General features: G+C 73.2%; 13 protein-coding genes. 7 read left to right on the top strand and 6 right to left on the bottom strand.

Annotated elements, in window-relative coordinates:
- Positions 1–8: 8 nt before the first annotated feature.
- Together ACIPK3_RS20385 and ACIPK3_RS20390 are read right to left on the bottom strand one after the other, a co-directional pair.
- Positions 9–1700 carry a M23 family metallopeptidase gene (locus tag ACIPK3_RS20385; protein WP_402571507.1) on the bottom strand — a complete coding sequence of 564 codons (1692 nt, stop codon included), beginning with the start codon at positions 1698–1700 and terminating at the stop codon, positions 9–11.
- Positions 1701–1862: 162 nt separating this feature from the next.
- The gene (locus tag ACIPK3_RS20390) at positions 1863–2729 is read right to left on the bottom strand and encodes an esterase/lipase family protein (RefSeq protein ID WP_402571509.1); all 867 of its coding nucleotides are present in this window, start codon (positions 2727–2729) and stop codon (positions 1863–1865) included.
- A 242-nt stretch (positions 2730–2971) separates the two neighbouring features.
- Between ACIPK3_RS20390 and ACIPK3_RS20395 the strand changes: the two genes are divergently transcribed.
- Positions 2972–3388, top strand: a complete 417-nt coding sequence (locus tag ACIPK3_RS20395; protein WP_402571511.1) for a cobalamin B12-binding domain-containing protein — start codon at positions 2972–2974, stop codon at positions 3386–3388.
- A 44-nt stretch (positions 3389–3432) separates the two neighbouring features.
- On the opposite strand, the gene ACIPK3_RS20400 is transcribed toward ACIPK3_RS20395, so the two are convergent.
- Together ACIPK3_RS20400 and ACIPK3_RS20405 are read right to left on the bottom strand one after the other, a co-directional pair.
- Entirely contained in the window at positions 3433–5082 is a 1650-nt protein-coding gene (locus ACIPK3_RS20400) for a DUF5691 domain-containing protein (protein WP_402571513.1), read from the bottom strand.
- A 125-nt stretch (positions 5083–5207) separates the two neighbouring features.
- Entirely contained in the window at positions 5208–6560 is a 1353-nt protein-coding gene (locus ACIPK3_RS20405) for an SWIM zinc finger domain-containing protein (protein ID WP_402571514.1), read from the bottom strand.
- A 133-nt stretch (positions 6561–6693) separates the two neighbouring features.
- On the opposite strand from ACIPK3_RS20405, the gene ACIPK3_RS20410 reads away from it, so the two are divergent.
- The 5 genes from ACIPK3_RS20410 (at position 6694) to sucD (ending at position 14632) form a co-directional block, all read left to right on the top strand.
- The gene (locus tag ACIPK3_RS20410; RefSeq protein ID WP_402571516.1) at positions 6694–7833 is read left to right on the top strand and encodes an AAA family ATPase; all 1140 of its coding nucleotides are present in this window, start codon (positions 6694–6696) and stop codon (positions 7831–7833) included.
- A complete protein-coding gene (locus tag ACIPK3_RS20415; protein WP_402571517.1) occupies positions 7830–10238 on the top strand; it encodes a DUF5682 family protein in 2409 nt (802 codons plus the stop codon). The genes ACIPK3_RS20410 and ACIPK3_RS20415 overlap by 4 nt, the downstream gene beginning before the upstream one ends.
- Positions 10235–11470, top strand: coding sequence for a VWA domain-containing protein (locus ACIPK3_RS20420; RefSeq protein ID WP_402571519.1), 1236 nt, complete (start codon positions 10235–10237; stop codon positions 11468–11470). The genes ACIPK3_RS20415 and ACIPK3_RS20420 overlap by 4 nt, the downstream gene beginning before the upstream one ends.
- Before the next feature lie 1073 nt (positions 11471–12543).
- A complete protein-coding gene (sucC, locus tag ACIPK3_RS20425; RefSeq protein WP_402571521.1) occupies positions 12544–13722 on the top strand; it encodes an ADP-forming succinate--CoA ligase subunit beta in 1179 nt (392 codons plus the stop codon).
- Positions 13723–13747: 25 nt separating this feature from the next.
- Positions 13748–14632 (top strand): succinate--CoA ligase subunit alpha, encoded by an 885-nt coding sequence (gene sucD / locus ACIPK3_RS20430; protein ID WP_402571523.1) that lies wholly within the window; start codon positions 13748–13750, stop codon positions 14630–14632.
- 74 nt (positions 14633–14706) lie between these two features.
- Here the strand turns inward: sucD and ACIPK3_RS20435 are convergent, their stop codons facing one another.
- Positions 14707–15645, bottom strand: a complete 939-nt coding sequence (locus ACIPK3_RS20435; protein WP_402571525.1) for an RNA polymerase subunit sigma-70 — start codon at positions 15643–15645, stop codon at positions 14707–14709.
- A gap of 96 nt (positions 15646–15741) precedes the next feature.
- Here ACIPK3_RS20435 and ACIPK3_RS20440 point away from each other — a divergent pair, with 96 nt between their 5' ends.
- A complete protein-coding gene (locus tag ACIPK3_RS20440) occupies positions 15742–17496 on the top strand; it encodes a DUF6350 family protein (protein WP_402571527.1) in 1755 nt (584 codons plus the stop codon).
- Between the two features lie 4 nt (positions 17497–17500).
- On the opposite strand, the gene ACIPK3_RS20445 is transcribed toward ACIPK3_RS20440, so the two are convergent.
- Positions 17501–18265, bottom strand: coding sequence for a hypothetical protein (locus ACIPK3_RS20445; protein ID WP_402571529.1), 765 nt, complete (start codon positions 18263–18265; stop codon positions 17501–17503).
- Positions 18266–18553: the final 288 nt, after the last annotated feature.

Below are 18553 nucleotides of genomic sequence, written 5' to 3' on the forward strand. Positions count from 1 at the left end.
GACGGCTACTACGTCGGGTCGAGTCCGTGGCTGCGCAGCCACGGCAGCGGGTCTATCGCCGATCCCCCGGCCGGCCGGACCTCGAAGTGCAGGTGGGGGCCGGTCGAGTTGCCCGAGTTCCCGGAGTAGGCGATCGGATCGCCGGCCTTGACGGACGTCCCGGAGGGGACCCGGTAGCGGGAGAGGTGGCAGTACCAGGTCTCCGTGCCGTCCTTCGCGGTGAGGATCAGCATGTTGCCGTAGGCGCTGTTCCACTGGGTGCGCACGGTGCCGTCGGTCGCGGCCCGCACCGACGTGCCGTAGGAGACGGGGAAGTCGATGCCCGTGTGCACGGACATCCAGTTCACGCCCGCCTGGCCGAAGTAGGCGCTGAGCCCCTTCTGGGTGACGGGAAGCAGGAACTTGGGGCGCAGCCGCTCCTTGCGGGCCGCCTCCTCGGCAGCCTTCCGCTTCTCCGCGGCCTGCTGGGCCTTGAGGTCGATGCGCTCCTGCGTACGGCTCGCCCGGTCGGCGAAGTCACCGGCTCCGGCGGAGAGGCTCTCCAGCTGGGTGTCCAGCTTGGTGTTGGCGGCGGACGGTTTCACCGACTTCGTCTCCGCCGCGGCCGCGCTGGTCTCAGTGCCGCTGTCGGTCAGGCTGCCCACGGAGGCGGCGGCGATCCCGGCGACGCCCATCACGCAGGCCGAGGGCACCGCGACGGTCAGCAGCGCGGAGCGCCTGGCGGGCGCGCGGCGACGGGAGCGCGCCGCGCTGCGGGAGCCCGCGCGGGGGACCGGGGTGACCTCTTCCTGGTCTTCGAGCAGTGGTGTTACTGCGGGCAATTCACCCGTGTCGGCCAATCCGCCCGGCTCCAGGTCCGGCTCCTCGTAAGGGGAGTCCTGAAGGGCGGTGTCCTGAAAGGCGGTGTCCGCGTAGGCCGGGTCCGCGTAGTCGGCGTCCGGGTAGCCGGTGTCCGCATAGGCGGTGTCCCGGTACGGGTCGTCGTAGGACTCGGCCGGCTGCCCGGGCTCGGCGGTGGCGGCGGCGCCGTCGGTGTTCCACTGCGTGGCGTCGTACGCGCCCGTGTCGAAGGGCTGCTCGAAGGCCTGCGTACCCCACTCCCACTGCTGCGTCGGATCCGCGCCGGCGGGATGCTGCTCGGGCTGGAGCCAGGCGTTCGCGTCCCACTGGCCGCCGGTCTCGGGGCCCGCGGCCTGCCGGGGGACCGTCCAGGCGGTGGTGTCGTAGGCGCCGGTGTCGTAGGCGGCGTGGTGCTGGGCCGCGTACGGGTCGTGGAGCGGGGTGTGGTGGTCGCCGGTCTGCCACTGGCTGGCGTCGTACGCGCCGGTGGTGTGCCCCTCGCCCGGCAGGCTGCCGAAGAGCGGGTCGGCCTGGAAGTGCGATTCGGCGTAGGAGTGCGGTTCGGCGTCGAACCGAGCCTCGCCCGCGTGCGCGCCGGACGGAAAATGGCTGGTGTCGTAGCCGCCGTACGTGGTGAAGTCGCCGTACTGGGCTTCCTGGCCGCCGTACGACGCGTAGGGCGCCGCAGTGGCATCGGAAGCCGGAGTCGGGGTGGTCATGGTCCCCGACGGGTGACGGTCGTTCACCAACTTCTCTTTCGCCTCGACGACAGGGGCTGGCAGAGCAGTGCGGCGACTGTACCCGGCGGTAGACGGGCGGGACAATCTTCTGCTGGTTTCGTGGGTGCAGGAAAAGGGCATTCGGCCGTGTTTCGGGGGCCTCTGGACCTGGCCTTGGCCTTGCGTTCGAAGATTGTTCGACATCGGGGCGCCCGCCGCGTCCCTCCGAATCCCCCCGAACCAGCACTGCCGGGCGGCAGTTGAGCCACCCGGCGATGCCTGTTATGTAACTTTGGACCCTTTTTACGCCACGGTCAGGCCCTCGGCGGGACTGGCCACCGCCACGTCCGGCCGCTCGGAGTCGAGGGCCTGGCGGATCCCGGCCGCGACGGCCGGGTGAACGGGCAGTGCCAGATGCCCGATCCCCACCACCTGGATGTTCTGGGCCATCAGGTCGGGATGGTCGATGCAGGCCGTCTCCGGCCGGTCCATCAGAGCGTCCATCTCGCTCCAGAAGCAGAAGAACTGAGTACGGCAGCCCGGTGCGGGCAGCGCCAGCTCCTCGATCACATCCGAACCGGGACGCAACTGGCGCACGATCGGATGCGCGTCCGCGAGCGGGACGACCCGGGTGCCGGAGTGCGGGGTGCCCAGCGTGACCAGTGTGCGAACGCGGGCGTCGCCGCCCAGCCGCTGTACGTAGTAGCGCGCGATCAGTCCGCCGAGGCTGTGCCCCACGATGTCGACCTCGGGACTGCCGGTGCGCTCGCAGACCTGCTCGATGTGCCGGCCGAGCAGCTCGGCCGCCGCGCGGATGTCACGGGTCAGCGGCGAGTAGTTGAGCGACTCGATGCGCTGCCTGCCGTGCTGGACGAGGTTGCGGCGCAACATCACGAAGACCGAGCGGTTGTCGATGAAGCCGTGCAGCAGGACGATCGGAGGGCTGGGCGCGGCCGGCAGCTGCGCGGTGTGGTCCGGCAGGGGCGCCGGACGGGCCGGCTCGTGGCGCTCCTGTGTGATGCCGGTCGGGTAGAGGGCGAGATGCCCCGCGAGGATCGCGACCTCCAGGACGGTCGCCTTGACCAGCGCCATGGAGAGTCCGGCGAGCCTGCCCGGCAAGAAGGCCTGGTAGAGCGGAACGAGAGGTTCAAGGGCTCTGGTGACCTTCACGGCCGTCCTCCTGTCAGCACACGGAACGACGGCTCCGTCCCCCGTGTGCCCTCATGACGTGGACCACGCCGTGACTCCCGAACGTGTCCCACCGTGTGATTTCCCCCTCGGTCGGCGCCGTGAAACTGCCGGTTGAGGGATGCTGGAGATAACGTTCGTTCACTTCGCGACGGGTGGCGGAACGCGCGGATTGTGCGGTACTTCTCGGTACGGATGGATGTAGTCGCTTCATGGAGGCAGTGATGGGTGTGGCAGCCGTTCCGATCCGCGTGGTGGTGGCCAAGCCGGGGCTCGACGGCCACGATCGCGGGGCCAAGGTCATCGCGCGGGCGCTGCGCGACGCCGGTATGGAGGTCATCTACACCGGCCTCCACCAGACTCCGGAGCAGATCGTCGACACGGCCATCCAGGAGGACGCCGACGCGATCGGCCTCTCCATCCTCTCCGGCGCCCACAACACCCTGTTCGCGAAGGTCATCGAACTCCTCAAGGAGCGCGACGCCGCGGACATCCTGGTCTTCGGCGGCGGCATCATCCCCGAGGAGGACATCCCGCCGCTCAAGGAGAAGGGCGTCGCCGAGATCTTCACACCCGGGGCGACCACGACGTCGATCGTGGAGTGGGTCCGGGAGAACGTCCGCCAGCCCACCGGGGCCTGACACCCCCGATGCCCGGCCGGTGTTCCGCGACCCTCCGGGGAGGGTCAGCGCGGCCCGGGTGAACCCGCCGCCGGCAGGGCCCCCAGCTCGTCGGCCATGGCGGCGCGCAGCCGCAAGGTGGTCACGAGCCGCTGGAACGCCTCCGCCCAGTACCCTCCGGCTCCCGGCGCCGCGTCCTCCCGCTCGTCCCGCGTCGCCGGCAGTCCGTCCAGCCGCGAAGCCTCCACCGGGTCCAGGCAGCGCTCGGCGAGCCCCATCACGCCACTGAAGCTCCACGGGTAACTCCCCGCCTCCCGGGCGATGTCGAGGGCGTCCACCACCGCCCGCCCAAGCGGCGCGGCCCACGGCACCGCGCACACACCGAGCAGCTGGAACGCCTCCGACAGGCCGTGCGTCGCGATGAAACCGGCAACCCACAGGGCCCGTTCCTCGGTGTCCAGCTCGCCCAGCAGCTTGGCCCGCTCGGCCAGGGAAACCGCCCCCGGGCCGCCGGCCTCGGGGGCCGAAGGTGCCCCGAGCAGCGCATGGGCCCATTCGGGGTCGCGCTGCCGCACGGCGGCACGGCACCACGCCGCGTGCAGTTCGCCCTGCCAGTCGTCCGCGACCGGCAGCGCCACGATCTCCCGCGGCGTACGACCGCCGAGCCGCTGCGTCCATGTGCCGAGCGGCGCCGCCTCCACCAACTGGCCCAACCACCACGATCGCTCCCCTCTGCCCGAAGGAGGTTTGGCCACGACACCGTCTCTCTCCATCCTCGTATCGCACTCAAGCGGCGCTTCCACGGCGATCGCCGGACCGGCCCCGGTGTGGTCGACCGCGACACAGGCCCCGGCCCGCACCGCCATCCGGGCGGCGAGCGCGGAGCCGGGCAGCGCGGACAGCAACTCCGCGGCCGTCGACCGCACATTGCGGCTTCTGTCGCCCAACGCCTGCTCCAGGAAGGGCTCGTCGTCGGCGGAGAGGCTCGCGCGCAGCGAGTCGAGGAACATCAGCCGGTCCTCAGCCCGCTCCGTCGCCCAGGTCGCGGCCAGCAGTTCGCGGGCCGCCGAGGAGCTGCGCGACCGCAGCTCGGCGAGGAGCGCGACCCGCTCGGCGAACAGACCCTCCTGCCAGCGCCGCCGCAGCTCGTCGCCCGCGGTCTCGTCGTCGAGGTCCGGCAGCGCCGCCGCGCCGGCCTGAGCGGTGCGCAGCGCGAACCGCCAGTCCGGGTTCAGCCGGGCCAGCCACAGGGCCCGTGGCCCGGCGAACGCCAGCGCCGCCGGCCGCAGATCCGTCCGCCCACGGGCCGCGTCCAGCAGCGTGGGCAGGAGCTGGGGCGGTGCGGCGAACCCGTGCGCGTTGGCCGCCGCGAGCCACTGCGGCAGCAGCTCCATCAGGTCCGGGGCGGCCCCCCGGCGTCCGCCGCCCGCGCCCGGACGGTCGGCCAGCAGCATCGCGAGCCTGCGCGCCGCGGCGGCGGGCAGCGGGGGACGCGCATCCTCGGCGGCCTGATCCGGGCGTTTCGCCGCCCGCGCCGGACGCAGCCCCGCCCGGCGCCGCACGGTCTCAACGGCCGCCGCGTCCAGCAGCGCCAGCGGCGCGGCCCGCCGCCCCGGGCCGCCGCCCGCGAGGGGCCGCCGGTCCGTGCCCAGGAGCGCCGCGGTGACCAGCTCCTCCCAGGAAACGGCCGTGCCCGTGGCCGAGTTGCCGTCCATCCAAGGCCCCTTCCATTTCCATGTCGCCCCATGCCGCCATGCGGGTCCCTGTGCGGGTCCCCATGCGGGTGCCCGTTCGGGTTGCTGTGCGGGTCCGTGTCGGTCGAACCGTGTGCCCGGGCCGCTCAGCACAGCGGCACCACCGCCCCCGGCCCCTCGGGCCAGGCCGCCAGCGGGGTGAAGCCGCGGTGGCCGCACTCCCCGAAGACCGAGACGGGGGAGCCGCCGGACAGGGCGGCCAGCCGCCACAGCCCCGGGTGGGTGCGGGCGGACGGGCTGAGTGGCAGCGCCGAGTCCGCGTCGGCGTCGGCCAGTTGCCACGAATCGCCGTCCGGGGCGGGTATGACCCGGTCCAGCGTCACCGGGACCGAGTCCAGCCAGGGGTCCGCCCCGAGCGCCTCGCCGTACTGGGCGGCGGCCTGCGCCGTCGTCACCCCCGGCGGCCGTATCGAGGCGGCCGCGGGCGGCGCGAACCGCTCGCCCAGCGCCACCCGCGGCCGGCCCGACCCGGCGTAGGCGGACACCTCCGCCTCCAGGGCCAGGCCGACCGGCAACGCCAGCTCGGGCGCCCGGCCCGCCGCGCCGTAGGAGAGGAGCTGACAGGTGCGGTCCGACTCGGCGCCGTACAGCCAGATCCGGCGGGTCGTCAGTCTCGCGTCCACCGTGTCGTACTGCGCCAGCACCAGCCAGCGGTCGCGCACCGGCGGCCCGTCCGCCGGGGCGGGCAGTCCCACGCGGGACCGCACGGTCGCGGCGAGGCCGTCCGGGAGCCGCTCGCGGCGCAGCCAGCCCTGGTCGAGGAGGTGCAGCAGCGCGCACTCCTCCAGCAGCCGCACCGGCCAGCCCGGTCCCGACCCCGGGATCGCCCCCAGCTCCCGCACCCGCGCCGCCAGCCCCGGCGCCTGCGCGTCGACCATGCGGGCCGCCGTCTCCTCCCACAGCGCATACCCCGACTGCTCCGCCGAGGCCAGGCCGCCGCGCAGCAGGTCGGCCAGCCGCTGCTCCAGCTCCGTCGCCCCCGCGGTGACCCGCTCGGTGCGGCGCTCCGCCCGCCGCCGGGCCGCCTCGGGATCGGCGGGTCCGGCGGAACCCCCTTCGCCCGCCGTCCGTTTCCCCTCCGCACGCTGCCTGCGGCCCGCCATCCACTGCCCGGCCCAGTCCGGCGCCCGGCCCGGCGGCACCGCGCCGTCGCCGCCCGCCCACAGCAGCAGCAGTCCGATCGCGTGCTTGCACGGGAACTTACGGCTCGGACACGTGCACTTGTACGCGGGTCCGGACGCGTCCGCGATGTCGACGACCGTCTGATACGGCCTGCTGCCACTGCCCTTGCACAGTCCCCACACCGTCCCCTCGTCGGAACTTCCCGCCTCGGACCACGGCCCGGCCGCGCCGAGTTTGCTTCCCGCCTTGCGTGACGCGGCGTCAGGCGCCAGTGCCAGCACCTGGTCCGCGGTCCAGCGCACCCCCTGCTGAGTCATGTCTGCGACGGTAGGCCCCACCACTGACAATCGGCCTCGGAGCAGCGTTTTCGCAGGTCGGGGCCGATTGTCAGTGGTGGGGTGCATGGTTGGTGACAGACCGAAACCGGCAGAGCTGGAGGGGGCCTCAGCCATGACTGCGACCACTGGGTCCGTGGAACCGATGTCCGTCGAGGACCGTGAGAAGGAGCCGGCCGAGGCACTGCGGCCGCACGCCGAGGACGCCTTCGCGACCGAACTCGCCGCGCTGGCCGCCCACGACGACCGCCCACGCCCGACCCGCTGGAAGCTGTCGCCGTGGGCGGTGGCGACGTACCTGCTCGGCGGCACTCTCCCCGACGGCACGGTGATCACGCCGAAATACGTGGGCCCGCGTCGCACGGTCGAGGTCGCGGTCACCACCCTCGCCACCGACCGCGCGCTGCTCCTGCTCGGCGTGCCTGGCACGGCCAAGACCTGGGTGTCGGAACACCTCGCCGCCGCGGTCAGCGGTGACTCCACGCTGCTGGTGCAGGGCACGGCCGGCACCCCGGAGGAGGCGATCCGCTACGGCTGGAACTACGCCCGGCTGCTCGCCCACGGCCCGAGCCGTGACGCGCTCGTGCCCAGCCCGGTCATGCGGGCCATGGCGGAGGGCATGACGGCACGTGTGGAGGAGCTGACCCGTATCCCGGCCGACGTGCAGGACACGCTGATCACGATCCTGTCCGAGAAGACCCTGCCGATACCGGAGCTCGGCCAGGAGGTGCAGGCGGTCCGCGGCTTCAACCTCATCGCCACGGCCAACGACCGCGACCGCGGGGTCAACGAGCTGTCCAGCGCCCTGCGCCGACGCTTCAACACCGTGGTGCTGCCCCTGCCGGAGAGTCCCGAGGCCGAGGTCGACATCGTCTCGCGCCGCGTCGGCCAGCTCGGCCGGTCCCTCGAACTGCCGGCCGTGCCCGCCGGCATCGACGAGATCCGCCGTGTCGTCACCGTCTTCCGCGAACTGCGTGACGGCGTCACCACCGACGGCCGTACGAAGGTGAAGTCACCGAGCGGCACGCTGTCCACGGCCGAGGCGATCTCCGTGGTCACGGGCGGCCTCGCGCTGGCCGCCCACTTCGGCGACGGCGTGCTGCGCCCCTCCGACACCGCCGCGGGCATCCTCGGCGCCGTCGTCCGGGACCCGGCCGCCGACCGGGTCGTCTGGCGGGAGTACCTGGAGACGGTTGTTCGCGAGCGGGACGGCTGGCAGGACTTCTACCGGGCCTGCCGGGAGGTGAGCGGGTGAGCGGCACCGAGACGGAGCGGGCGCCCGGCTCCGCACCCTTGCTGCTCGGAGTGCGTCACCATGGCCCCGGGTCGGCGCGGGCCGTGCGGGCCGCGCTGGACGCCGCCCGGCCGGCCACCGTCCTGATCGAGGGGCCGCCCGAGGCCGACGCGATCATCCCGCTGGCCGCCGACCAGGACATGCGTCCTCCGGTCGCCCTCCTCGCACACGCCGTGGACGAGCCGGGCCGTTCGGCGTTCTGGCCGCTCGCCGAGTTCTCCCCCGAGTGGGTGGCGATCCGCTGGGCCCTGGAGCACGGGATCCCGGCCCGCTTCATCGACCTGCCGGCCGCGCACACGCTGGCGTGGGGGACGGAGGAGCAGGAGAAGAGCGAAGCAGAAGGAGAAGCAGAAGGAGAAGGAGAAGGAGAAGGAGAAGGAGAAGAGAGGGGAGGAACGAGGGGAGAAAAGAGGGGAGAGGAACGCGACGTCCGGGTCGACCCGCTCGCCGCGCTCGCCGAGGCCGCCGGTCACGACGACCCCGAGCGCTGGTGGGAGGACGTCGTCGAGCACCGGGGGGGCCGCGAGCGGGACGTGTTCGCGCCGTTCGCCGCCGTGGAGGAGGCCATGGGGGCGCTGAGGGAGAAGTACGGCGACGGCGGGCACACCCGGGACCTCGTGCGGGAGGCGTACATGCGGCTCCAACTCCGGGCGGCGCGCAAGGAGGCGGGGGACGCCGTGGCCGTGGTGTGCGGGGCGTGGCATGTGCCCGCGCTGCGGCGGAAGGCCGCCGTGGCGGCCGACCGCGCCCTGCTGAAGGGACTGCCCAGGACCAAGGTCGACATGACCTGGGTGCCGTGGACCCACCGCAGACTGTCCCGGGCCGGCGGATACGGCGCGGGCATCGACTCACCGGGCTGGTACGGCCATCTGTACGACGTGCCGGACCGGCCGGTCGAGCGATGGCTGACCAAGGTCGCCGGGCTGCTGCGCGAGGAGGACCGGATGGTGTCCTCGGCCCATGTCATCGAGGCGGTACGGCTCGCGGAGACGCTCGCCTCGATGCGGGGCCGCCCCCTGGCCGGGCTGAGCGAGACCACCGACGCCGTGCGCGCGGTGATGTGCGACGGCTCGGACGTGCCGCTGGCGCTCGTGCACGACCGGCTGGTGGTCGGGGACGTACTGGGCGAAGTGCCCGACACGGCACCCGCGGTGCCTTTGCAGCGCGACCTGACCCGCCTCCAGCGCGCCCTACGGCTCAAGCCGGAGGCACTGGAGCGGGAGCTGGAACTCGACCTGCGGGGAGAGACCGACGCAGGGCGGAGCAGACTGCTGCACCGGCTGCGGCTGCTCGGCATCGGCTGGGGCGAACCGGCGGGCTCCCGCGGCAGCACCGGCACGTTCCGGGAGACCTGGCGGCTGCGCTGGGAGCCGGAGCTGTCGGTGCGGGTCGCCGAGGCGGGAGTGTGGGGTACGACGGTGACCGGTGCCGCGACCGCCAAGGCCGAGGCGGACGCCGTCGCCGCCTCCGCGCTCACCGAGGTCACCGCGCTCGCCGAGCACTGCCTGCTCGCCGAACTGCCGGACGCCCTGCCCGTGGTGATGCGGGTGCTCGCCGACCGCGCGGCTCTCGACGCGGACGTCGGACACCTCGCCCAGGCCCTGCCCGCCCTGGTCCGCTCCCTGCGCTACGGCGACGTACGCGGCACCGACACCCGAGCCCTCGCCGAGGTCGCGGCGGGGCTCGCCGAGCGGATCTTCGTCGGCCTGCCCCCGGCCTGCGTCGGCCTGGACCGGGACGCGGCCGAGGAGATACGGCGCCATGTGGACGAGGTGCACGGAGCGGTCGCGCTGCTGAGCGAGGCATCCGCCACGGACGGCCACCTCCGTACCCGTTGGCGCTCGGTACTCGGTGTCCTGTCCCGGCGGGACACCGTGCCCGGGGCTGTCCGGGGCCGGGCCGTCCGGCTGCTGCTGGACGAAGGGGAGCTGGAGCCAAACGAGGCGGCCCGGTTGATGGGGCTCGTACTGTCCGCCGGGACGCCGCCGCCCGACGCCGCCGCGTGGATCGACGGATTCGTCGGCGGCGGGGGCGGGATGCTGCTCGTGCACGACGAGCGGCTGCTCGCCCTGGTGGACGCCTGGCTGACCGGCGTGCCGGCGGAGGCGTTCACGGACGTACTGCCGCTGCTGCGACGGACTTTCTCGGCGTATGAGCCGGGGGTGCGCAGAACGCTCGGGGAGCTGGTGCGGCGCACGCCGGGAGAGCGGGGGAACGCCCTGGGCAAGGCGGGCGGGCCGCCCGGTTTCGGCGCGGAACCGGACACCGGGCGTGCGGACGCCGTCGTACCGCTGGTGCGGCTGCTGCTCGGGCTGGACGACGTGGACGACCGCGTGGACGACTGCCTGGCGGGCGTGGGCACATGACGGTCGAACGGGTGGCGTCGGCAGGACGGGTGGCGTCGGCAGGACGGATCGAGGCGGCGGAAGGGGTGTCGGCGGTGGACGGGGTGGAGGGGGTCCAGGAGCGGCTGCGGCGCTGGCGTCTCGTGCTCGGTGGCGAGGCGGCCGACGGCACCGGCCAGGCACTGACCGGGCGGGACGCCGAGATGGACCGGGCGCTGTCCGCGCTCTACGGAAAGCCGGACAGACCGCGGACGGGACGGGACCGCGCGGCCGGACTCGGCGCGTCGGCGCCGTCCGTGGCCCGCTGGCTCGGAGACATCCGGAGCTACTTCCCCTCCTCCGTCGTCCAGATCATGCAGCGGGACGCCATCGACCGGCTCGGGCTGGCCTCGCTGCTCCTCGAACCGGAGATGCTGGAGGCGGTGGAGGCCGACGTGCATCTGGTCGGCACACTGCTCTCGCTCAACAAGGCGATGCCGGAGACCACCAAGGAGACGGCGCGCGCGGTCGTGCGCAAGGTCGTCGAGGACCTGGAGAAGCGGCTCGCCACGCGGACCCGGGCCACCCTCACCGGCGCCCTCGACCGCAGCGCCCGCATCAGCCGGCCGCGCCACCACGACATCGACTGGAACCGCACCATCGCGGCCAACCTCAAGCACTACCTGCCCGAGCACCGCACCATCGTGCCGGAACGGCTCATCGGATACGGGCGGGCCGCCCAGTCCGTGAAGAAGGAGGTCATCCTCTGTATAGACCAGTCCGGGTCCATGGCGGCGTCGGTGGTGTACGCGTCGGTGTTCGGGGCGGTGCTCGCGTCCATGCGGACGATCAGCACGCGACTCGTCGTCTTCGACACGGCCGTGGCCGACCTCACCGACCAGCTGGACGACCCCGTTGACGTCCTCTTCGGTACGCAGCTCGGCGGCGGCACGGACATCAACCGGGCGCTCGCCTACTGCCAGTCGCAGATCACCCGGCCCGCCGAGACGGTGGTGGTGCTGATCAGCGACCTCTACGAGGGAGGCATCCGCGACGAGATGCTGAAGCGGGTCGCGGCGATGAAGGGGGCCGGGGTGCAGTTCGTCGCGCTGCTCGCGCTGTCCGACGAGGGGGCGCCCGCCTACGACCGGGAGCACGCGGCCGCGCTCGCCGCTCTGGGTGCGCCCGCCTTCGCGTGTACGCCGGACCTGTTCCCGGAGGTGATGGCCGCGGCGATCGAGAAGCGCCCGCTGCCGGTACCGGAGAGCGTATGAGGCCGGGCGGAAAAGGGATATGAGCGCCCATCGGTAACGCGGGGCTTGCGCAACCTCGGGCGTGCCGTGCGAGGATCGGGCACGCCCGTCCCGTGCCCATCGCCGGTCGTTCCGCCGCAGGTGAGGACCCCTCCCTTCTTGATCTGGCCAGCAGCCCTGTCCGGTACCGCCGCGCATGTGCCGCATACGGCGGCCGGACGGCGTGCGCTGCGCCCTACGCTCCTGGCGGGCACCCTCCTCGCCCTCGGGCTCCAGCGGGCGCACCAGGCGGAGGGCGCGTCACCAGCGGTATCGGCGGCGCGGGCCGCTCCGGGCGAGCTGCTGACGGACGGGTCGCTCCGGGCAGCCGTCCAGGATCCCCGCACGGACCCGCGGGGCGCCGCCCTGCCCCGGCCCACGAAGACTCACACGCACGACCCCGGGCGCCCGGCGACCTTCACGCCGACCCGCACGCCGCACGCCGGCGTCCCCCCGGGCACCCCGCCCAGTCACCGCCCCGGGCGTTTCATCCGCCCCCGCCGGTCTTCCCACCGCCCCGGCGGACCGTCTGGTCCCCTCCGATGACCCGAATGGTGTGGTGGGGGCGGGTGGTCGTCGACGATCAGCCGTGGGGGGTCGGGGACGGGTGGTGGGGGGTTCTTGTCCTTCCCGGTCAGTGACCGTCCCGATCGACTCCGTGGGGCCGAGGGTCGCGGACGGCCGAATGCCGTCGGTGCGTCCGGGCGAGACCTCACGGAAGGTGAGCCGTCCGGTCCCCATTGGGGTGGGGTCCGGGCGGCCGAGGCCCCTCGGGGCCGTTTCAGAGGCCTCACCGGGCCAACCCCAGCCCGGTGAGGCCTCATCGTTCCGGCACGCGGTGCCAGAAAATCCGGCATTATGTGACAGGTATCACCGCTCGGGTGTGACCCTCGATTTAGGGACCCCCGGCAACCGGCGATAACCTGCCGGACGGACATGCCGCGCGCTCGGACACCGTGTGCGCCCCCCTAGTGACACTGCGGACGTCACGTTGCCCTTCGCGGCACGCCCACGCATCCAACGAACCGCGAGATCACTGATAGGGACGGAAGCGCGTGGACCTGTTCGAGTACCAGGCGAGGGACCTCTTCGCCAAGCACGGTGTACCGGTGCTGGCCGGTGAAGTCATCGACACGCCTGAGGCGGCGCGCGAGATCACCGAGCGGCTGGGCGGCAAGTCGGTCGTCAAGGCCCAGGTGAAGGTCGGTGGTCGAGGCAAGGCCGGTGGCGTCAAGCTGGCCGCCACCCCGGACGAGGCCGTCGCCCGCGCGACGGACATTCTCGGCATGGACATCAAGGGCCACACGGTCCACAAGGTGATGATCGCCGAGACCGCTCCGGAGATCGTCGAGGAGTACTACGTCTCCTTCCTCCTCGACCGTGCCAACCGCACCTTCCTCTCCATCGCCTCCGTCGAGGGCGGCGTGGAGATCGAGGAGGTGGCGGCCACCCGCCCCGAGGCCGTCGCCAAGACGCCGATCGACCCGATCGACGGTGTGGACGAGGCCAAGGCCCGCGAGATCGTCGCCGCCGCCAACTTCCCGGCCGAGGTCGCCGACAAGGTCGCGCACGTCCTGGTCACCCTGTGGGACACCTTCATCAAGTCGGACGCCCTCCTGGTCGAGGTCAACCCGCTCGCGAAGGTCGCCTCCGGTGACGTCATCGCCCTCGACGGCAAGGTGTCGCTCGACGAGAACGCCGAGTTCCGCCACCCCGAGTACGAGGAACTGCACGACAAGGACGCCGCCAACCCGCTCGAGGCGGCCGCCAAGGCCAAGGGCCTGAACTACGTCAAGCTCGACGGCGAGGTCGGCATCATCGGCAACGGCGCGGGTCTCGTCATGAGCACCCTGGACGTCGTCGCGTACGCCGGTGAGAACCACGGTGGCGTCAAGCCCGCCAACTTCCTGGACATCGGTGGCGGCGCCTCCGCCCAGGTCATGGCGAACGGTCTGGAGATCATCCTCGGCGACCCGGACGTCAAGTCCGTGTTCGTGAACGTCTTCGGTGGCATCACCGCCTGTGACGAGGTCGCCAACGGCATCGTCCAGGCCCTGAAGCTCCTCGAGGACCGTGGCGAGAAGGTCGAGAAGCCGCTCGTCGTCCGCCTCGACGGCAACAACGCCGAGCTGGGCCGCAAGATCCTCACCGACGCCGCCCACCCCCTGGTGCAGCGCGTCGACACCATGGACGGCGCGGCCGCGAAGGCCGCCGAGCTGGCCGCCGCCAAGTAAGCACAAGGACGAGGACTCAACCACCATGGCTATCTGGCTCAACAAGGACAGCAAGGTCATCGTCCAGGGCATGACCGGCGCCACGGGCATGAAGCACACCAAGCTCATGCTGGGCGACGGCACGCACGTCGTGGGCGGCGTGAACCCGCGCAAGGCGGGGCAGACCGTGGACTTCGACGGCACCGAGGTACCCGTGTTCGGGACCGTCGCCGAGGCCATCGAGAAGACCGGCGCCAACGTCTCCGTCATCTTCGTGCCGGAGAAGTTCACGAAGGACGCGGTCGTCGAGGCCATCGACGCCGAGATCCCGCTGGCCGTCGTGATCACCGAGGGCATCGCGGTGCACGACACGGCGTCCTTCTGGGCGTACGCCGGCAAGAAGGGCAACAAGACCCGCATCATCGGCCCGAACTGCCCCGGCATCATCACCCCGGGTCAGTCGAACGTCGGCATCATCCCGGGCGACATCACCAAGCCGGGCCGTATCGGTCTGGTGTCGAAGTCCGGCACGCTGACCTACCAGATGATGTACGAGCTGCGTGACATCGGCTTCTCCACGGCCGTCGGCATCGGTGGCGACCCGATCATCGGTACCACGCACATCGACGCCCTGGCCGCGTTCCAGGACGACCCCGACACCGACCTGATCGTGATGATCGGTGAGATCGGTGGCGACGCCGAGGAGCGCGCGGCCGCGTTCATCAAGGAGAACGTGACCAAGCCGGTCGTCGGCTACGTCGCGGGCTTCACCGCCCCCGAGGGCAAGACCATGGGCCACGCCGGCGCCATCGTCTCCGGTTCGTCGGGCACCGCCCAGGCGAAGCAGGAGGCGCTGGAGGCCGCGGGCGTCAAGGTCGGCAAGACGCCGACCGAGACGGCGAAGCTCGCCCGCGAGGTGCTCGCCGGCTGACCCCGGCACCCGAGCCGGAAGGGCCCGCCCCCGTGAGGGTGCGGGCCCTTCCGCCTGCCGGTCGACGTGGTGGTTCACCCCGGTAGCGGCAGCAGCCTCTCCGGGCCTTGTTCCGATGCCTTCTGCAGTTTCGCCCGCAGTCTCTGCTCGGTGCTCGACAGGGGGCCCAGCGCGGGCTTCGGGGGGACTCCCTGGATCGCCTGGGCCGGGGAGAGCGGTGGCTCGTACCGGGTCGGTGCGGTGCGCAGGGTGAGCGTGGTCGCGCCGATGATGGTGACGGTGAAGGCGATGGCGGCCTGGGTCCACAGCCGGGTCCGGCGTTCGCCGACCGTCCGCACCGTCGTCGACCCCGTCGGCCGCAGGCGTTCCGTGGAGGCGAGTTCGGTCAGCCGCCGGTGCAGCGCGGCCGGGTCCGACAGGCTGGGTACGCGCGCGGCGAGCTCGGCGCGCGCGTGCGTGACCCGGTTCGCGGCGGCGGGTGTGCTCGCCTCGGTCTCCGCCGCCGTCTCCGGCAGGCCCAGCCCGACGCCGTCGTACAGGACGAGCGTGCGGCGGTAGACCGGCGGGAGGTCCAGCAGAGCCTGGAGCAGCGCGCGGTCGGCGGGGTCGGCGGGCGGCGGGTCGGGGTAGCGGTGACGGCGGCGGAACCGGTGCCAGGGTGAGAGCGCGTACTCGTACGCCGTGGCCCGCACCCAGCCCGCCGGGTCACGGTCCCGGGCCACCTCGGGCCACCGCTGCCAGGCGAGCTGGAAGGCGTGTTCCACCGACTCGCGGGCCAGCTCGCGCCGGCCGGTGAGCAGGTATGTCTGCCGTACGAGGGCGGGGGAGCAGTACGCGTACAGGGCGTCGAAGGCCTGTGCGGGCGTCAGGCCGGGTGCTCCGGCCCGTGGTTCCCCCGACTGAGGCACCGTCACCTTGTTCCCAGTGTTCTGAGCCGACGTCAGCGACCGGTGCCTGCGCGGGCGTCGGTGCTTCTCGGGCGGTGGCAGCGGGCTCCCTGGGCTCGACGTCACTGGGCACCCCCTCGCGCAGAAAAGTACATAACCATATATTGAGCGACACTACGGAGGTTCGCCCGTTACGCCCGGAAAGCGCGTGTCGTTGGGACCATGAGGGCCGTGATCCGACTGACCGCTCACCGACCGTCGTTGCCGCCTCAGCTCACGTCCCTGTTCACCCCCCTGTTCACCCGGATGCGGGACCGGTCCCCGGGTCTCGCCGCGAGCGTCGTCGGGGGCGCGCTCGCGGCCGGGCTCGGGCTCGGCTCGTTCGCCGCGATCGTCATACTGCTGTGGGTCAGCTCGCCCTACCCCGACAGCGGGCCGGGCGGCGCGCTGCACATCGCGGGCGCCCTGTGGCTGCTGGCGCACGGGGTCGAGCTGGTGCGCACCGAGACCCTCAACGGACCCCCGGCGCCCGTGGGCGTCACCCCGCTGCTGCTGCTGGCCGTGCCCACCGTGCTGCTGTACCGGGCGGCGCGCGACGCGGTGGAGCTGCCCGCCGACGCCGACGGCGCCCCGCCGGTCGCCGCACGGACCGTCTGGGCGGGCATGGTCCTCGGCTACCTCACCGTCGGCTGCGCAGCCGCGCTGTACGCGTCCGGGGGCGAGGTGCGGCCCTCGTGGGGATGGGTGGCGCTGTGTCTGCCGCTGGTCGCCGCGAGCGCGGCCGGTGCCGGGGTGTGGACGGCGTACGGCCGCCTTCCCGGGCTCCCACCGGACGGCCCGGGGCCACTGCCCGGGTCGGCTCCCGCGGCGGAGGACCGCGGCCGCCTCGGCACGGCCGTCCGGGCGGGCGGCGCGGGCGCCGTGGCGCTCGTCGGGGGCGGGGCGCTGCTGCTCTCGGTGTCCCTGGCGGGGCACGGCGGGATGGCCCGGGACGCCTTCGGCCAGCTGACGGAGGGCTGGTCCGGGCGGTTCGCCGTACTGCTGCTGTGTGCCTCACTGGCGCCGAACGCGGCCGTGTGGGCGGCGGCGTACGCCCTCGGCCCCGGGTTTCTGCTCGGCGCCGGGCATCTGGTGTCTCCGCTGTCCTCGGATCCGGCACCGCTGCTGCCGCCGTTCCCGCTGCTGGCGGCGATCCCGGCCGCGGGCCCCGGCGGCCCGCTGAACTGGGCGGTCGGCGCGGTGCCCGGGGCCGCCGGGCTGACGATCGCCTGGTTCACGGTCGCGGCGGCGGTACGCCGGGCGGAGCCGGGTGACGGGCCGGAACCCGTCGGCCGGAGGGCCCGGTGGAGGGCCGGGCGGCGGCGCTGGGTGCGGGTGTGGTCCTTCTGGTGGACCGCCGCGGTGGCGGGGGCGGCGGCGCTGGTGTGCGGCATCGTGTGCGCGGTGCTGGCCGAACTGGCGGGCGGCCCGCTCGGCCGTGCCGCGCTGGCCCAGTTCGGTCCGGTGTGGTGGCGGACGGGGGCCGCCGCGGCCGCCTGGACGGCGGCGGTGGCCGTACCGGTGGCGCTGGTGCTGCGGGCCTGGCGGCTGCGGGGCACCTGGCGCCGCGGGGCGAAGGCGGGACCGGTGCCCCTCGCGGGTGTACCGGCGCAGTCCACGCCGACGCCCATGAGCGGCGGCGCCGCGAAGCCGCACCTCTTCGGGTCGTACGACGCGTACACCACGGAGTCGTACACGCCGTACACGCCACACGCGTCGTACCCGTCGTACGCGGAGGAGCCCTACGACTTCCTGCCCCTCGACGGCACGCCGGCGCCGCCCTGGCACGACGACGCGAGCCGCGAGGCCCGCTGGGCGGCCCTGCGTGAGGCTTCCGCCCCCGTGGACCTGCCGGAGCCCCCGGAGTCCCCGGAGCCCCCGGAGCCCCCGGAGTCCCAGGAACCCCCGGACGCTCCGGACGCCCCGGACTCGCTGTGACGCGTCAGCTGTCGTTGCCCAGAACCGTGCGCAGCTCCTTCGGCAGCAGCTGGTCGCAGGAGTGCTCGGCCTGGCTGGTCAGGGCGTCGTCCACGCAGGTGTAGTAGTCGCGGTAGACCAGCTGGGCCGTGAACGTCGCACCGACCAGGGCGAGCGCCACGCCTCCGGTGACCAGACCGCTGATGGCCGCCGTGGTCTGGGGACGACCGGACCGGTCCTGGGTCCGGGAGTCCTGGCCGGCCGCCGTGCGGGGTCTGCCGCGCAGGGCGCTGCCGCCCCAGTACAGGGCGAGGGCGCCGAGCAGCAGGGCCACGTACGGCCAGCCGAAGATCGCGAAGAAGAAGCCCCATATGCCGCTCAGCAGCGCGTAGCGCGCCCGGCGCTGGACCGGGTCCGTCGGGTCCCAGCGCATCCCCGGACCGGTGCCGGGGCCGCCCGGACCCTCGGGGCCGCCGCGCGGGCGCTCGCCGAAACCGTCGGGCGAACGGCCCGGCTGTTGGTCGCTCCACTGGCTGCCGGAGCCGGAGCCGGAGCCGGAGCCGGAGGGGCGGCGCGGCTGCCACGGGCTGTCCGGAGTGCCCTCCGGCGGTGGCGCGAACGGGTTGTCGTCCTGCGGTGCCCCGCCCTGTCCGTCACCCTGGCCGCTCTCCCGTCCCGAGGGAGCGTCGGGCGGCGAGGACGGCCGCTCGCGCAGCAGCACGGTGCCACGCTCCTCTCCCTGCGCCGAGAACGGGGGGAACGTGAGAAGTCGCGGGCTGCGGTCCGGCATCAAGTGAGCGTCTTCCCCTTGGTGAGTGTGGTGCGGGTGAGTGTGGTGCGTCCGTACGGCGTGAGCGTCACCGGATGAACGCGCGATACCGCCGCCGCGTTCCCGGGCCCGCTCCCTCCCCTGACGCTACCTTCCGGCCACCCACCCGTCCCGCGGGGGCCTTCCGGTGTGCCGGTATCGTTGCTGCCGGCCGGCTGCTTCGTAGACTTCCCCGTATTCCGGGGCGCGAAGCACTCGTACGAACGCACAAACCGCGTACGGGGCCGGCCGCCGTACCGACGCTCCCCC

The sequence above is a fragment of the Streptomyces sp. NPDC086787 genome (assembly GCF_044745865.1).
Classification (GTDB): Bacteria; Actinomycetota; Actinomycetes; order Streptomycetales; family Streptomycetaceae; genus Streptomyces.

Excerpts from the sequence above, each read along its gene's own strand:
- ACIPK3_RS20385 (WP_402571507.1), bottom strand. The coding sequence starts at position 1,700 with ATGCCCTTTTCCTGCACCCACGAAACCAGCAGAAGATTGTCCCGCCCG.
- ACIPK3_RS20395 (WP_402571511.1), top strand. The coding sequence starts at position 2,972 with ATGGGTGTGGCAGCCGTTCCGATCCGCGTGGTGGTGGCCAAGCCGGGG.
- ACIPK3_RS20400 (WP_402571513.1), bottom strand. The coding sequence starts at position 5,082 with ATGGACGGCAACTCGGCCACGGGCACGGCCGTTTCCTGGGAGGAGCTG.
- ACIPK3_RS20405 (WP_402571514.1), bottom strand. The coding sequence starts at position 6,560 with ATGACTCAGCAGGGGGTGCGCTGGACCGCGGACCAGGTGCTGGCACTG.
- ACIPK3_RS20410 (WP_402571516.1), top strand. The coding sequence starts at position 6,694 with ATGACTGCGACCACTGGGTCCGTGGAACCGATGTCCGTCGAGGACCGT.
- ACIPK3_RS20420 (WP_402571519.1), top strand. The coding sequence starts at position 10,235 with ATGACGGTCGAACGGGTGGCGTCGGCAGGACGGGTGGCGTCGGCAGGA.
- sucD (WP_402571523.1), top strand. The coding sequence starts at position 13,748 with ATGGCTATCTGGCTCAACAAGGACAGCAAGGTCATCGTCCAGGGCATG.
- ACIPK3_RS20440 (WP_402571527.1), top strand. The coding sequence starts at position 15,742 with ATGAGGGCCGTGATCCGACTGACCGCTCACCGACCGTCGTTGCCGCCT.
- ACIPK3_RS20445 (WP_402571529.1), bottom strand. The coding sequence starts at position 18,265 with ATGCCGGACCGCAGCCCGCGACTTCTCACGTTCCCCCCGTTCTCGGCG.